This window comes from Sphingomonas sp. NPDC092440 (assembly GCF_044754985.1).
Classification (GTDB): Bacteria; Pseudomonadota; Alphaproteobacteria; order Sphingomonadales; family Sphingomonadaceae; genus Sphingomonas.
This window is the reverse complement of sequence record NZ_JBIVQA010000008.1, coordinates 104,827-118,356: the sequence shown is the minus strand read 5'-3', so window position 1 is coordinate 118,356 and position 13,530 is coordinate 104,827. Positions and strand designations below refer to the sequence as shown.

The window sequence follows — 13,530 nt, the reverse complement described above, 5'->3', positions numbered from 1 at the left end:
AGCCTGCGATTCCGTTAACTTGTAGAACGGTTCGGAAACTTATCCACATGCTGAGTCGGGAAGTTATCCACAGCCACTAGATATGGGGTGTGGCGGAAAAGACTCAGAATCAGAACACGATCTTGCCGCCCGGATAATATCGCCAGCCGGATCCTTCGCCGCAAAGCCCCGCCTTGCAAGCAGGCGATGCGCGCAGGACCCGGCGCGCATCCCGCACCGCCGGGCACGCCGCGCCCGAATCGAAGGAGAAGAGAATCATCGGCGGCGGGCTCGCCGATGCGGACCCGCGGAGGTAATCCGCCAGCGTCGCCACGGAAACCGGCTCGCCATTCCATGCCACGACGCCATCCCCGCGCACGCGCACCGTCTCGATCGGCATGAGCTCGCCGATGCCCTCTGCGGGCCGGTGCCAGCCCTTGGGCGGCCCGTCGCACCCCTGGCCTTCCCCGGTCGCGCTGTCCGTGCACGCCCCCAGCGCGGCGAGAAGCAGAGGCGCGAGGAGCCGCGTCATTCCGCTGCCCGGCCCCCGAAATCGAAATGCGCCTGCGCCACCGGCGCGAAGCTCCTGCGGTGATGCGGCGTGGGGCCGAGCGCGCGCAGCGCTTCCTGATGGACCTTCGCGGCATAGCCCTTGTTGCTCGCCCAGCCATAGCCGGGATGGAGCGCGTCCAGTTCGATCATCATCGCATCGCGCCGGTGCTTGGCGACGATCGAGGCGGCGGCGATCGACAGGCAGAGCGCGTCGCCGCCGACCACCGCATGGCTCCGATGCGCCCAGTCGGGGCAGCGATTGCCGTCGACCAGCACAAAGGCCGGAGCCGGCCCCAGCGCCTCGACCGCGCGGGTCATCGCCAGCATCGTCGCCCAGAAGATGTTGAGGCCGTCGATCTCCTCGACCGAGGCGATGCCCAGCCCCACCCGGGCGCAGGCGAGGATCTCGGCGCAGAGCCGCTCGCGCTTGCCGGCCGTCAGCGCCTTGGAATCGTCGACGCCCTCGGGGATGCATTCGGGATCGAGCACCACGGCAGCGGCGACCACCGGACCGGCGAGCGGGCCGCGGCCGGCCTCGTCCACCCCGGCGACCGGGCCGCCGTGCAGCTTCCCGTATTTCCGCTCGAACTTGAGATCAGGCCCGGAATTTCTAGGCATCGCCCACCCGCCATGGCGGATAGCGGCGCATCTCGCCGGCCTGGTAGAGGCGCACCGAATTGCCCGCCGGATCGCGCAGCCGCGCCTCGCGCCAGCCCCAGGTCTCGTCCCTGGGCTCCTGCTCGAACGCGATGCCCTGCTGCTGGAGATAGGCGACGGTGACGTCGAGGTCGCCGCATTCGAAATAGACGACCGGCGCGGTATATCCCGGATCGGTGGCGATGCTGAACGTCGCACCGCCCTCGGTCTCGAACCGGGCATAGCGGGGGCTGGCGCGGACGACCTGGGTGAGGCCGAGCAGCCGGTAGAAGCGCTCGCTGGCGGCGAGATCGGTGGCGGGAACGGTCACCTGGTTCAGCATCGGCTCGAAGAAGCTCAGGTTGAGGTCGAGCCGCACCGCCTGATGCCCCATCGGGCCATGGCCGCGGCCCAGCCCCGGCGCCTCGCGCATCGCGATGCGCACGAAGCGGCGGGCGCGGCGCACGGCCTCGGGCAGGTCCCATTCCTCGGCCAGCCCGCAGGCGATGGCGGTGGATAGGGTGCAGCCCGTGCCATGGGTATTGTCGGTCTCGATGCGCGGATTGCTCCACTCGATCTCGGGCGGATCCTCGGGATCGGCGGAATAGAGCCGGTCGGTGATGATCGGGCCCTCGACATGGCCGCCCTTGACCAGCACCGCGCAGCGATGCGCCGCGACCAGCGCGCGGGCGTCGCCGCCCAGCGCCGCGAGCTCGGGGATGTTGGGAGTGACGACGCTGGCGCGGTCCATCAGCCGCTCGAACGCCGCGATCGTCGCGTCGTCGGCAAGCGTGGCGCCGCTGGTCGCGACCATGACGGGATCGAACACCACCGGCACGCCGGGCAGCTCGGCGAGCTTCTCCGCCAGCGCCAGCGCGGTGCGCGCCGAGCCGATCATGCCGATCTTGATCGCGTCGACGCCGATATCGGTGACGCAGGCGTCGATCTGGGCGAGCACCATCTCGGTGGGGACCGGGTGGACGCCGGTGACGCCCAGCGTGTTCTGCGCGGTGATCGCGGTGATCGCGGTCATCGCATGGCCGCCGAGCATGGTGACGGTCTTGATGTCGGCCTGGATGCCGGCGCCGCCGCCGGAGTCCGACCCGGCGATGATCAGGATGCGAGGCGTCATGGTCTTTCAGCCCTTGAACCGGTGCTCCGTGCTGGCCGGGTTGTTCGCCAGTGCCATACCCACGCGCGCCGGCCGATCCAACAGCTCGCCGCCGCAATTCGGGCAGCGTTCGTCGAGCGCATCGGCGCAGGCGGCGCAGAAGGTGCATTCGAACGAGCAGATAAAGGCACCGCCCTCGTCCGCGGGAAGATCGGCGCCGCAGCGCTCGCAATCGGGGCGCATCTCAAGCATCGGCACGGCTCCGTATCTTGTCATAGAGGAACCAGAGGCCAGCGGCGAGCGCCAGCACGAGCGCCGAATGGCCGATTCCGTCGAGCAGCGACATCGCGCCGCCGGCCAGGCGGCCGAAATTCGCGAACCAGGCGCCCAGCGCGCCCGCGACCCCTACCGACAGCGCCGATTTCAGCGGCGGGCTCATGCCGCCGCCGCGCGCACGACGTCGCAGATCCGGTCGACCACCGCCTCGACCTGCGCCTTGTCGTCGCCCTCGGCCATCACCCGGATCACCGGCTCGGTGCCCGAGGCGCGGATGACGAGGCGGCCCTTGCCGTCGAGCTCGGTCTCGGCCGCGGCGATCGCATCCTGCACCCGCGGATCCTCGAGCGGCTTGCCGCCCTTGAAGCGGACGTTCTTGAGCAGCTGGGGCAGCGGATCGAAGCGGTGAAGCACCTCGCTGGCCGGCGCGCCGGCGCGGACCAGCTCGGCGAGCACCTGGAGCGACGCGACCAGGCCGTCGCCGGTGGTGGCATAGTCGGACAGGATGATGTGGCCCGACTGCTCGCCGCCGACATTGTAGCCGGAGCCGCGCATCTTCTCGAGCACATAGCGGTCGCCCACCTTGGTGCGGATCAGGCCGAGGCCCTGCGCCGCGAGGTGGCGCTCGAGCCCGAGGTTCGACATCACGGTGGCGACGAGGCCGCCGCCCGCGAGCCGGCCCTGGCGCGCCCAGCCGCCGGCGATCGTCGCCATCAGCTGGTCGCCATCGACCACCTTGCCATGCTCGTCGACCACGATCAGCCGGTCGGCATCGCCGTCGAGCGCGATGCCGATATGCGCGCCCGCGCCGACCACCGTCTCGCACAGCGTATCGGGGGCGGTGGAGCCGACGCCGTCGTTGATGTTCTTGCCGTTGGGCGTGACGCCGATCGCGATCACGTCGGCGCCCAGCTCCCAGAGAGCCGAGGGCGCGACCTGATAGGCGGCGCCATTGGCGCAATCGACGACGATCCTGAGCCCGTCGAGCGTGAGGTCGGACGGGAAGGTCGACTTGGCGAAGTGGATGTAGCGGCCGCGGGCATCCTCGACCCGGCGGGCCCGGCCGATATCGGCCGAGGCGGCAAGCGGCACCTCGCCGTCGATCAGCGCCTCGATCGCCAGCTCGTCGGCGTCGGACAGCTTGTAGCCGTCGGGCCCGAACAGCTTGATGCCGTTATCGGCATAGGGATTGTGGCTGGCGGAGATCATCACGCCCATGTCGGCGCGCATCGAATGGGTGAGCATCGCCACCGCCGGCGTCGGCATCGGCCCGACCAGCACCACGTCCATGCCCACCGAAGTGAAGCCGGCGACCAGCGCATTCTCGAGCATATAGCCCGAAAGCCGCGTGTCCTTGCCGATCACCACCCGGTGCCGGTGATCGCCGCGCCGGAAATGCGCGCCGGCCGCCATGCCGACCTTCATCGCCATCGCCGCCGTCATCGGCGACAGGTTCGTCGCGCCCCGGATTCCGTCGGTACCGAAATATTTTCTTGCCATGTGCCGTTTTCTCGCGACCTTGCGGGCCCTCAACCGCCACCGGATTAGCGCGGAATTTCTCAAAGGGCGAGCATGTCGCAACCAACCCGTATCCTGTTGTCCCTGATCGCGGGACTGATTCTCGGCGCCGTGCTCGCCGCCTGGGCGCCCGCCGCGGCGCTGACCGCCGCCGAATTCGCGCAGCCGATCGGCCAGGCCTGGCTCAACGGCCTGCAGATGACGATCGTGCCGCTGGTCGTCGCGCTGCTGATCACCGGTGTCGCCGCCACCGCCGAGGCCGCGCAGGCCGGCCGCCTGGCGGGCCGCGCGATCGCGCTCTACGTGATCGTGCTGTTCCTCTCGGCCACCGCCGCGGCGATCCTCACCCCGCTGTTCCTCCACTTCGCGCCGCTGCCCCATGAATCGGCCCAGGCGCTGCGCGGCGCGCTGGCCGGCGCCGAGAAGATCGGGCCGGTCCCGCCGATCGGCGAGTTCCTGGCCGCGATCGTGCCCGCCAACATCGTCAAGGCGGCGGCGGAGAACGCCTTCCTCTCGCTGATCATCTTCTCGCTGATCTTCGCCTTCGCGATGACCCGGGTGGGCGGCGAGGTCCAGACGCTGCTGACCAACTTCTTCAAGGCGCTGCGCGACGTGATGCTGGTGGTGATCGACTGGGTGCTGTGGGTGGGGCCGCTCGGCGTGTTCGCCCTGGCCCTGGTCGTCGGCGCCAAGGCCGGCACCGGCGCGTTCGGCGCGCTGATCCACTATATCCTCACCGTCGCCGGCGTCGGCCTGGCGGTGACGATCTTCGCCTATCCCGTGGCAGTGTTCGGCGGGCGCGTCCGCCTCGGCCGCTATGTCCGCGCCGCGCTGCCGAGCCAGGCAGTGGCGCTCAGCACCCAGTCCTCGCTCGCCACCCTGCCGGTGATGATCGAGGGCTCGGGCAAGCTCGGCGTGCCGGTGGCCGTGTCGGGCGTGACCCTGCCGCTGGCGGTGGCGATCTTCCGGGCGACCGGCCCGGCGATGAACTTCGCCGTCGCCATCTATGTCGCCGAATGGTTCGGCGTGCCGCTGAGCCCGGCGACGCTGGCGGTGGGCGTGGTGGTCGCGACGCTGACCTCGCTCGGCTCGGTGAGCCTGCCCGGCACGGTGAGCTATGTCAGTGCGATCGCCCCGGTCGCCGCGACGATCGGCGCCCCGGTGAGCCCGCTCGGCCTGCTCGTCGCGGTCGAGACCATCCCCGACATCATGCGCACCGTCGGCAACGTCACCTGGGACATCGCCGCGACCAGCTGGCTGTCACGCCGCGCCGGCAAGGTGCCGCTGGACGAGGCGGACGCGATCCTCGCCCATGACAGCTGAGCGGCGCGGCTTCGCGTGCGGCACCCTCCCTTCGGGGCGTGATCGGCAAAGGCTGCCCCGCGGCCTTCGTTTCACGCCTTCGGCATGAACTTCCCGCTCACTTCATCAACACCAGCTCTTCCGACATGGTCGGATGCAGCGCCACCGTCTGGTCGAACGCGTCCTTGGTCAGCCCCGCCTTCACCGCCACCGCCGCGGCCTGGAGAATCTCCGGCGCGTCGGGACCGATCATGTGGAGGCCGACCACGCGGCCGGTCGTCCCTTCGCAGATCATCTTGTAGAGCGCGCGCTCGTTGCGATCGGCGAGCACATTCTTCATCGCGCGGAAATCGGACTGGTAGACCGCGATCGAACCCAGCTTGTTGCGCGCCTCGCTCTCGGTCATGCCGACGCCGGCCATGGGCGGGTGGCTGAACACGGCGCTGGGGATGCAGCCATAATCGACCTGGTGCGGCTTGTTGCCGAAGATCGTGTCGGCGAACGCCTGGCCCTCGCGGATCGCCACGGGCGTCAGCTGCACCCGGTTGGTGACGTCGCCCACGGCATAGATCGAATCGACCGACGACTGGTTGTCCGCATCGACCTTCACCGCGCCCTTGCCGTCCAGCTCGACACCGACATCCGCCAGGCCCAGCCCCTCGGTATTGGGCACGCGGCCGGTCGCGAACAGCACGCAATCGACTTCGATCGGCTCATGCTTGGTCAGCGTGACCTTGAGCGTGCCGCTCTCGAGCTTCTCGATGGACTTGAACTCGGTGTGGAAGCGGAAATCGATGCCCTTCATCAGCGAGATCTGGAGCAGCCGGTCGCGCATCGAATGGTCATAGCCGCGCAGGATCACGTCGGTGCGGTTGACCAAAGTGACATGGCTGCCGAACTCGTTGAAGATGCCGGCGAACTCGTTGGCGATATAGCCGCCGCCCGCGATCAGCACGCGCCTGGGCAGCTTCTCCAGATGGAACACTTCGTTCGACGTGATGCCAAGGTCGCTGCCGGGGAAATCGGGCACGTGCGGGTGCGCGCCGGTGGCGATGAGGATGTATTTCGCGGTGATCTTGCGGCCGCTCGCCAGCGTCACTTCGTGCGGGCCGGTGACGGTGGCGCGCTCGAGGAAGGTCTCGACCTGGTTGTTGTGCAGCGTCTGGGTGTAGAGGCCGTTGAGCCGGTCGACATCCGCCAGCACATTGTCGCGCAGCACCGCCCAGTCGAAATCGCATTCGGGCACGTTCCAGCCGAAGCGGCGCGCGTCCTTCAGGTCCTCGGCGAAATGCGCGCCATAGACGAGCAGCTTCTTGGGCACGCAGCCGCGGATCACACAGGTGCCGCCGATGCGATATTCCTCGGCCACCGCGACCCGGGCGCCATGGGCGGCCGAGACGCGCGAGGCGCGGACGCCGCCGGAGCCGGCACCGATGACGAAGAGGTCATAGTCATATTCGGCCACCGGCAATCCTCCGCTCGTTTCGAGGCCGGGAGATAGGGCGCATGCGCCCCGATGCCAATGTCAGCCCCGGCGCAGGTCGATCCGGCGCGAGAGGAAATGGAGGATCCAGGCGATCGCCACCGCCGCCAGCGCGGCCGGGACCATGGCCGCCGGCACGTCCTGCGGCGCCACGAAATGCTGCGCGCCGACGCCGAGCGCGGCGAGGCCCCAGACCCAGGCATGGAGCGCGATCCGCCATGGATTGCGGCGGCGGAAGCGCGCGGCCAGCTCGCGCGGGATCGGCGTGCGCGTCGCCAGCTCGCCGCGGATGCGCTCTCGCAGGCGGCGCAGGTCGCGGCGGAAGCGGTAGAGCTGCCAGATCGGCCAGCCGTGCAGCAGCGCCCCGCCCGCCGCGCCGCCGATCACCAGGGTCGGGCCGATCGGCAGGCCCGCCGCCATGGCGATGACGAGCAGGCCGGCGATGAACAGCCCGAACAGCCAGCCATGGACCTGGGCGGCGACATGCTCGTGCTCGACATAATGATCGATCCGCACGAACGCCTCGGCCTGCCAGCCGGGGATCGCCGCGGCGGGGGCGGGAAGCAGGTCTCCGGTACCAGGATCGAAGAGCGGGCCGAGCGGGCTCACCGGAAACCAGCGCTCGATCGCCGCCCGCTCGCTCTCCCGCACGATTCGCCTGCGATCCATCGGCTGCCCCCTTGCCGTGACGGAGCGAGTCTAGCGGGGGAGGGTAAATGGATTGCCTGCACAGCCCGCCATCCCGGCGGAAACCGGGATCCTGTGCGGCTCCTTCCCCGCGCCTTCGCCTGAGACCGGGGTGACGGCAAAATCAGCGCTTCCGCACGAACTCCGCCCGCAGCACCAGGCCCTTGATGCCGTCGAACTTGCAGTCGATCTCCTGGCTGTCGCCGGTGAGGCGGATCGACTTGATCAGCGTGCCGCGCTTCAGCGTCTGCCCGGCGCCCTTCACGGTCAGGTCCTTGATCAGCGTGACCTGGTCGCCGTCCCGGAGGAGGTTGCCGACCGAGTCGCGCACCTCGACCACATCCGCCGCGCCGGCCTTCGCCGCGGCTTCGGCGGCGGGGATCCATTCCCCGCTCGCCTCGTCATAGACATAGTCTTCGTCGCCGCTCATCCGAATGCCCGGGCAATCAGGTCGTTGGTCGAGGCGTCGAAGCTCTGGTCGCCCGCGCCCGCCGCCTTGGCCATTTCCTTGCCGAGCTCGACGCCGAACTGGTCGAACGCGTTGATGCCGAGCAGCACCGCGTTCACGAAGGTGCGCTGCTCGTAGAACGCCAGGATGGCGCCCAGCGTGCGCGGATCGACGCGATCGAGCAGCAGGGTCGCCGAGGGCCGGTCCCCCGGATAATCGCGCGCCAGATCGTCATTCTTGCGGCCGGCCATCAGCGCCGCGCCCTGGGCGAACATGTTGAGCAGCAGCTGGCGGTGATGCTCCTCCGCCAGCCCGTCGCCCGGCTCGATCGAGCCGACGAACTCGAGCGGCACCAGGCGGGTGCCCTGGTGGAGCAGCTGGAACACCGCATGCTGGGCATCGGTGCCGACGCCGCCCCAGGTGATCGGCGCGGTCGGCCAGGCAACCGGCTGCCCCTCGGCGGTGACGCGCTTGCCGTTCGATTCCATCTCGAGCTGCTGGAGATAGCTCGGCAGCAGGCGGAGCCGCTCGTCATAGGCGAAGGTGGCGCGCGTCTCGCAGCCGCGGACCTGGGTGTAATAGAGGTCGGCGAAGGCGGCGAGGACGGGCGCGTTCGCCTCGAACGGGGCGAGGCGGAAATGGCGGTCCATCTCGGCGGCGCCTTCGAGCAGTTCCTCGAACGCGTCCCAGCCCAGCGCCAGCGCGGCAGGGAAGCCGATCGACGACCAGAGCGAATAGCGGCCGCCCACCGATTCGGCGAAGGGCAGCACGCGCGTCTCGTCGATGCCGAACGCGACTGCCTTTTCCGGCGCGGCGGTGAGCGCCACGAGCTTGCCATAGGGATCGGCGACGCCGCCCTGCATCAGCCAGGAGATCGCGCTCTCGGCATTGAGCATGGTCTCGGTGGTGGTGAAGGTCTTGGAGGCGATGGCAACCAGCGTGGTCTGCGGATCGAAGCGGTCGAGCGCGGTCTCCAGCGCGACACCGTCGACATTGGAGACCACCGCGACTTCGTAGCGCCCGGCTTCGCGGCCCAGCGCGTCGACGAGCAGGTCCGGCCCCAGCGCCGAGCCGCCAATGCCGATATGGAGGATGCTGCGCACCGGGCCGAACGCCTCGGCCTCGATCGCGTCGATCAGCGCGCGCATGCGGGCATGATAGGCCTGGGCGCGGGCGACGCTGTCGGGCGAGCCCTCGCCGCGCTCGGCCGTGTGCTCGGCGGCGCGGCCTTCGGTGACGTTGATCTTCTCGCCGGCGAACAGCGCGTCGCGCTTGGCGACCAGGCCCATCTCCGCCGCGATCCGAGTGAAGCCAGTGACGAGCTCGGGCGTGAGGTGCGTCTTCGACCAGTCGAAATGAATGCCGGCGACATCGGCGGAGAGCGTGGCGACCCGGCGCGAATCGCGCGCGAACAGTTCGGCGAGCGTCGGGACTTCGAGCGACTTGACGGCGGACCAGTCGGGCAATGCCATGTTCATCTCCTTTGGGGACAAGTGCGCCCCTATCGTCCCGGGATCGCCACCGCCACTCCATTCATCGGCTTGACCTCATCGCGCGCCCCAAGCAGAGCAGGTACCCATGGAAAACACGCCCGCCGATTCCCTGAACGAGAAGCCCGCCACGCCCGCCGCGGCGGCCGCGGAGGAGAAGCCCAAGAACGAGTGGAAGGACCTTGGCGTCTTCCTCGTCAAGCTGGCGCTGATCGTCTTCGTGGTGCGCAGCTTCATCTTCTCGCCCTTCTCGATCCCCTCCGAATCGATGATGCCGCGGCTGCTGATCGGCGACTATCTGTTCATCACCAAGTGGAACTACGGCTATTCTAGGCACTCGCTGCCCTGGAGCCTGCCGCTGATCCCGGGCCGCATCTTCCCCGGCACGCCCGATCGCGGCGACGTGGTGGTGTTCAAGGCGCCGGGCCATGACGGCGAGGACTGGATCAAGCGGGTGATCGGCCTGCCGGGCGACAGCGTGCAGGTGGTGAACGGCCAGGTGGTGCTGAACGGCAAGGCGGTGCCCAAGCAGAAGATCGCCGATCTCGAGCTGCCGATCACGCCCAACTTCACCAACTGCCCCACCTTGTTCCAGGCCGTGAGCGCCCAGGGCGACCCGGTGTGCAAGCTGCCGCGCTTCCGCGAGACGCTGCCGGGCGGCAGGACCTATGACGTGCTCGACCAGGGGCTGACGCCCCAGGACAATACCGAGGTGTTCCACGTGCCCGCCGGCCATGTCTTCCTGATGGGCGACAATCGCGACAACTCGACCGACAGCCGCTTCGCCCAGCCGCCCGAGGGCCAGGGCATCGCCTATGTCCCGCTGGAGAATCTCGAGGGCAAGGCCGTGCTGAGCTTCTGGTCGACCGATGGCAGCGCCAACTGGTTCCTGCCCTGGACCTGGTTCACCGCGGCGCGCTGGGGCCGGATCGGGGAAGGCTTTTGAGCGCTCCCGATCTGGGGGAGTGGATCGTCAGGACCTTCGGCCAGCGCCCCGCGGACCTGGCCCCGTATCAGCGCGCGCTGACGCATGGCAGCCAGGCGGCCGAGAATTACGAGCGGCTCGAGTTCCTGGGTGACCGGGTGCTCGGCCTCGCCATCGCCGAATGGCTGTACGAGCGCTTTTCCGGCGAGCCCGAGGGCGCGCTGTCCCGCCGCCTCAATGCACTGGTGACGGGCGCGATGTGCGCCGATGTGGCGCGCGAGGTCGGCGTGCCGCCGCTGCTCCGCCTGGGCAAGCAGGCGCGGGGCGACGGCGCGGCGGACAGCGACAATGTGCTGGGCGACGCAATGGAGGCGCTGATCGGCGCGCTCTATCTCGAGTTCGGCTTCGCGCCGGCGCGCGATTTCGTCCGCAAGGCCTGGGCGAAGCATATCGACGCGCATGCCAGCGCCCCCCGGCACCCCAAATCGGCGCTGCAGGAATGGGCGGCCGCGAACAATCGCCGCCCGCCCGAATATGTGGTGACCGACCGCTCGGGCCCCAACCACGCGCCGCGCTTCACCGTTAAGGTGGCGATCGGCAGCTTCGCCGAGGCCGAGGCCCAGGGCACCAGCAAGCAGGATGCCGAGACGGCGGCAGCGGCGGCGTTGCTGGCGAAGTTGAAGCAATGATGTTCGCGCGACGACGCGACGACGCGACGTTTTTTGGTTCGCGCAGAGGCGCAGAGAGCGCAAAGAGGGATCTGCGCGCAGCGCAGGCGCTCGTTCCTTCGCCTGGCACATGGAAATCGCCGCTATCGCGGCAGCGCGCCTCCTCTGCGCTCTCTGCGCCTCTGCGCGAGCAATCTTCCTTCCACTGCGTCACCACGTCGCCGCGCGAACAAAATTCCGGAACCAGAGCATGACCCAACAACGCTGCGGCCTGATCGCGATCGTCGGCGCGCCCAATGCGGGCAAGTCCACGCTCGTCAACGCGCTGGTCGGCCAGAAGGTCGCGATCGTCAGCCCCAAGGCGCAGACCACGCGCACCCGGGTGATGGGCATCGCGATCGATGGCGACGCGCAGCTCATCCTGGTCGACACGCCCGGAATCTTCACGCCCGAGCGCCGGCTCGACCGCGCGATGGTCGCCGCCGCCTGGGAAGGCGCGGAGGGCGCGGACCTGGTCGCCCTGGTGGTCGACGGCAAGGGCGGGATCGGCCCCAAGGTGCAGACGGTGATCGAGAGCCTGAAGGGACGGCCCGAACGCAAGATCCTGATCCTCAACAAGGTCGACGTGGCCGACAAGCCGCGGCTCCTGGGGCATGCGGCCAAGCTCAACGAGCTGCTGCCCTTCGACGAGACCTGGTTCGTCTCCGCCCAGACCGGCGACGGCGTCGCCGAGCTCAAGGCCGCGCTTGCCGGGGCGATGCCCGAAGGGCCGTGGCACTTCCCCGAGGACCAGGTGAGCGACGCCACCGATCGCATGCTCGCCGCCGAAGTGACGCGCGAGCAGCTCTATCTCCAGCTCCACAAGGAACTGCCCTATTCGAGCGCGATCGAGACCGAGCAATATAAGGAGCGCGAGGACGGATCGGTCGAGATCCACCAGCAGATCCTGGTCGAGCGCGAGACGCAGCGCGCGATCGTGCTCGGCAAGGGCGGCACCCGCATCAAGGAAATCGGCGCCCGTGCCCGCGCCGAGCTGTCTCGTCTCATGGGCGTAAAGGTCCATCTCTATCTTCACGTCAAAGTAAGGCCCGAATGGCAGGAAGACCGTTCGCTTTACCGTGAGATAGGGTTGGACTGGGTCGAGTGACGCACAAGCTCAAGGTCGCCATCGTACAGGATTCGCCGGTTCCGCTCGCGATCGGGGCGGGGCTGGACAAGGCCGTCGCCAAGGCGCGCGAGGCGATCGAGAAGGGCGCGCGCGTCGTCGCCTTCGGCGAAGGCTTTCTGGGCGGCTATCCGGCCTGGCTCGAACATGTTGCCCCGGCGCGGCTATGGGACCATCCGGGCACGCGCGAGCTGCATGCGCTGCTGCTTGGCCAGGCGATCCATGGCGAGGACCCGCGCTTCCAGCCGCTGCAATGGACGGTGGACATCGCCGACGTCGCCGTCTCCATCGGCGGCTATGAACGCGTGCGCCAGAGCCTCTATGCGACGCAATTCCTGTTCCGGCCCAAGGCGCCGGTGCTGCGCCATCGCAAGCTGATCCTCTCTCCCGCCGAGAAGCTGATGCTGGGCCAGGGCGACGGATCGACGCTGGGGCTGCACGCCGCGTCCTGGGGCAGGATCGGCCAGCTCGCCTCGACCGAGCATTGGATGCCGCTCGCCCGCGCGGCGATGCATCATGAAGGCGAGGCGGTGCACGTCGCCGCCTGGCCTTCGCTCACCGACATCGCGATGCTCGCCTCGGCGCATTATGCCTATGAGGGGCGCGCCTTCGTGCTCGCGGCGGGGACGGTGCAGCACAGGCAGGAGCTGATCGCCGGCTATGAGAAAGCCGGCGGCGACGGCTCGGCGCGCAAGCTGCTCGACCGGCTGCCCGAGGGCCAGATCCAGCATGGCCACAGCGCGATCCTGGCACCCGACGGTGCCGTGATCGCCCAGGCCGGCGCGGCGCCCGAGATATTGATGGCGAACATCGACCTCGACGAAGTCGGCCGCGGCCTCGCCACGATGGACGTGGACGGCGCCCAGGCGCGGCACGACGTGTTCGAGCTCTCGGTCGATCGGCGGGCGCGGGCCGGGATCGTCGAGAAAGCGGCCTGAGGCGCGCTATCTCTCCAGCGTGAAGGCGACCCGGTAGAGCCCGGGATGCGCCTCGCCATGGCGCTTGTTGCCGTCGATCAGCCCCTTTGCGTTCAGATGCTCGAACACCCGGCGCGCGGCATCGGCATCGGCACTTTGCGCATAGTTGACCACGCGCGTGCCATCGAGGCTGCAGTGCAGGCTGGCGGAGAGCCAGCCCGCGACTTCGCGCGCGGCGCGCGCGGCCTCGGCGAGATAGGCGATCATCGCCTCCTGCCCGCCCTCGGGCACGGTGAAGACGTTGATCTGGGTGACGATATCGCGATTGGCAGTGATGATCGGCACGGACTTGCTCCTTCCGGGGCGCGGCCGG

At 69.0% G+C, this 13,530-nt stretch carries 16 protein-coding genes; 5 read left to right on the top strand and 11 right to left on the bottom strand.

Annotated features, from left to right (window positions below; translation table 11 throughout):
- Nucleotides 1-109: 109 nt before the first annotated feature.
- The 6 genes from ACIQCS_RS15175 to glmM are packed head-to-tail and all read right to left on the bottom strand — an operon-like array spanning nt 110 to nt 4,054.
- Nucleotides 110-511 carry a hypothetical protein gene (locus ACIQCS_RS15175; protein ID WP_345849206.1) on the bottom strand — a complete coding sequence of 134 codons (402 nt, stop codon included), beginning with the start codon at nt 509-511 and terminating at the stop codon, nt 110-112.
- Nucleotides 508-1,149 carry a ribonuclease HII gene (locus ACIQCS_RS15170; protein WP_345849207.1) on the bottom strand — a complete coding sequence of 214 codons (642 nt, stop codon included), beginning with the start codon at nt 1,147-1,149 and terminating at the stop codon, nt 508-510. The genes ACIQCS_RS15175 and ACIQCS_RS15170 overlap by 4 nt, the downstream gene beginning before the upstream one ends.
- The gene (gene thiD, locus ACIQCS_RS15165) at nt 1,142-2,299 is read right to left on the bottom strand and encodes a bifunctional hydroxymethylpyrimidine kinase/phosphomethylpyrimidine kinase (protein WP_294049874.1); all 1,158 of its coding nucleotides are present in this window, start codon (nt 2,297-2,299) and stop codon (nt 1,142-1,144) included. Before thiD ends, ACIQCS_RS15170 begins: the two co-directional genes overlap by 8 nt.
- Nucleotides 2,300-2,305: 6 nt before the next feature.
- Complete coding sequence (locus ACIQCS_RS15160; protein ID WP_345849210.1) at nt 2,306-2,530, bottom strand: DUF1272 domain-containing protein; 225 nt, start codon at nt 2,528-2,530, stop codon at nt 2,306-2,308.
- Nucleotides 2,523-2,717 (bottom strand): hypothetical protein, encoded by a 195-nt coding sequence (locus tag ACIQCS_RS15155; protein ID WP_345849211.1) that lies wholly within the window; start codon nt 2,715-2,717, stop codon nt 2,523-2,525. The genes ACIQCS_RS15160 and ACIQCS_RS15155 overlap by 8 nt, the downstream gene beginning before the upstream one ends.
- Nucleotides 2,714-4,054 carry a phosphoglucosamine mutase gene (gene glmM / locus ACIQCS_RS15150; protein ID WP_345849213.1) on the bottom strand — a complete coding sequence of 447 codons (1,341 nt, stop codon included), beginning with the start codon at nt 4,052-4,054 and terminating at the stop codon, nt 2,714-2,716. Before glmM ends, ACIQCS_RS15155 begins: the two co-directional genes overlap by 4 nt.
- Before the next feature lie 72 nt (nt 4,055-4,126).
- Here glmM and ACIQCS_RS15145 point away from each other — a divergent pair, with 72 nt between their 5' ends.
- Complete coding sequence (locus ACIQCS_RS15145; protein WP_345849214.1) at nt 4,127-5,395, top strand: dicarboxylate/amino acid:cation symporter; 1,269 nt, start codon at nt 4,127-4,129, stop codon at nt 5,393-5,395.
- A gap of 97 nt (nt 5,396-5,492) precedes the next feature.
- On the opposite strand, the gene gorA is transcribed toward ACIQCS_RS15145, so the two are convergent.
- The 4 genes from gorA to pgi form a co-directional block, all read right to left on the bottom strand.
- Nucleotides 5,493-6,839: a glutathione-disulfide reductase gene (gorA, locus tag ACIQCS_RS15140; protein ID WP_345849216.1), complete on the bottom strand. Its 1,347-nt coding sequence runs from the start codon at nt 6,837-6,839 to the stop codon at nt 5,493-5,495.
- A gap of 60 nt (nt 6,840-6,899) precedes the next feature.
- Nucleotides 6,900-7,526, bottom strand: a complete 627-nt coding sequence (locus ACIQCS_RS15135) for a hypothetical protein (protein WP_345849219.1) — start codon at nt 7,524-7,526, stop codon at nt 6,900-6,902.
- A gap of 142 nt (nt 7,527-7,668) precedes the next feature.
- Nucleotides 7,669-7,974 (bottom strand): alkylphosphonate utilization protein, encoded by a 306-nt coding sequence (locus ACIQCS_RS15130; RefSeq protein ID WP_280280763.1) that lies wholly within the window; start codon nt 7,972-7,974, stop codon nt 7,669-7,671.
- The gene (gene pgi / locus ACIQCS_RS15125; RefSeq protein ID WP_345849221.1) at nt 7,971-9,464 is read right to left on the bottom strand and encodes a glucose-6-phosphate isomerase; all 1,494 of its coding nucleotides are present in this window, start codon (nt 9,462-9,464) and stop codon (nt 7,971-7,973) included. Before pgi ends, ACIQCS_RS15130 begins: the two co-directional genes overlap by 4 nt.
- A 106-nt stretch (nt 9,465-9,570) precedes the next feature.
- Between pgi and lepB the strand changes: the two genes are divergently transcribed.
- The 4 genes from lepB (at nt 9,571) to ACIQCS_RS15105 (ending at nt 13,178) form a co-directional block, all read left to right on the top strand.
- Complete coding sequence (gene lepB / locus ACIQCS_RS15120; protein ID WP_345849222.1) at nt 9,571-10,428, top strand: signal peptidase I; 858 nt, start codon at nt 9,571-9,573, stop codon at nt 10,426-10,428.
- The gene (rnc, locus tag ACIQCS_RS15115) at nt 10,425-11,096 is read left to right on the top strand and encodes a ribonuclease III (RefSeq protein ID WP_294049869.1); all 672 of its coding nucleotides are present in this window, start codon (nt 10,425-10,427) and stop codon (nt 11,094-11,096) included. Before lepB ends, rnc begins: the two co-directional genes overlap by 4 nt.
- Before the next feature lie 229 nt (nt 11,097-11,325).
- A complete protein-coding gene (gene era, locus ACIQCS_RS15110) occupies nt 11,326-12,222 on the top strand; it encodes a GTPase Era (RefSeq protein WP_345849224.1) in 897 nt (298 codons plus the stop codon).
- Nucleotides 12,219-13,178: a nitrilase-related carbon-nitrogen hydrolase gene (locus tag ACIQCS_RS15105; RefSeq protein WP_345849225.1), complete on the top strand. Its 960-nt coding sequence runs from the start codon at nt 12,219-12,221 to the stop codon at nt 13,176-13,178. The genes era and ACIQCS_RS15105 overlap by 4 nt, the downstream gene beginning before the upstream one ends.
- A 6-nt stretch (nt 13,179-13,184) precedes the next feature.
- Here the strand turns inward: ACIQCS_RS15105 and ACIQCS_RS15100 are convergent, their stop codons facing one another.
- A complete protein-coding gene (locus ACIQCS_RS15100; protein ID WP_345849226.1) occupies nt 13,185-13,502 on the bottom strand; it encodes an antibiotic biosynthesis monooxygenase in 318 nt (105 codons plus the stop codon).
- Nucleotides 13,503-13,530: the final 28 nt, after the last annotated feature.

What these genes read in the sequence shown, in the direction of transcription:
- ACIQCS_RS15175 (WP_345849206.1), bottom strand. Translation starts at nt 511, where the DNA reads ATGACGCGGCTCCTCGCGCCTCTGCTTCTCGCCGCGCTGGGGGCGTGC.
- ACIQCS_RS15170 (WP_345849207.1), bottom strand. Translation starts at nt 1,149, where the DNA reads ATGCCTAGAAATTCCGGGCCTGATCTCAAGTTCGAGCGGAAATACGGG.
- thiD (WP_294049874.1), bottom strand. Translation starts at nt 2,299, where the DNA reads ATGACGCCTCGCATCCTGATCATCGCCGGGTCGGACTCCGGCGGCGGC.
- ACIQCS_RS15160 (WP_345849210.1), bottom strand. Translation starts at nt 2,530, where the DNA reads ATGCTTGAGATGCGCCCCGATTGCGAGCGCTGCGGCGCCGATCTTCCC.
- ACIQCS_RS15155 (WP_345849211.1), bottom strand. Translation starts at nt 2,717, where the DNA reads ATGAGCCCGCCGCTGAAATCGGCGCTGTCGGTAGGGGTCGCGGGCGCG.
- glmM (WP_345849213.1), bottom strand. Translation starts at nt 4,054, where the DNA reads ATGGCAAGAAAATATTTCGGTACCGACGGAATCCGGGGCGCGACGAAC.
- ACIQCS_RS15145 (WP_345849214.1), top strand. Translation starts at nt 4,127, where the DNA reads ATGTCGCAACCAACCCGTATCCTGTTGTCCCTGATCGCGGGACTGATT.
- ACIQCS_RS15135 (WP_345849219.1), bottom strand. Translation starts at nt 7,526, where the DNA reads ATGGATCGCAGGCGAATCGTGCGGGAGAGCGAGCGGGCGGCGATCGAG.
- ACIQCS_RS15130 (WP_280280763.1), bottom strand. Translation starts at nt 7,974, where the DNA reads ATGAGCGGCGACGAAGACTATGTCTATGACGAGGCGAGCGGGGAATGG.
- pgi (WP_345849221.1), bottom strand. Translation starts at nt 9,464, where the DNA reads ATGGCATTGCCCGACTGGTCCGCCGTCAAGTCGCTCGAAGTCCCGACG.
- lepB (WP_345849222.1), top strand. Translation starts at nt 9,571, where the DNA reads ATGGAAAACACGCCCGCCGATTCCCTGAACGAGAAGCCCGCCACGCCC.
- era (WP_345849224.1), top strand. Translation starts at nt 11,326, where the DNA reads ATGACCCAACAACGCTGCGGCCTGATCGCGATCGTCGGCGCGCCCAAT.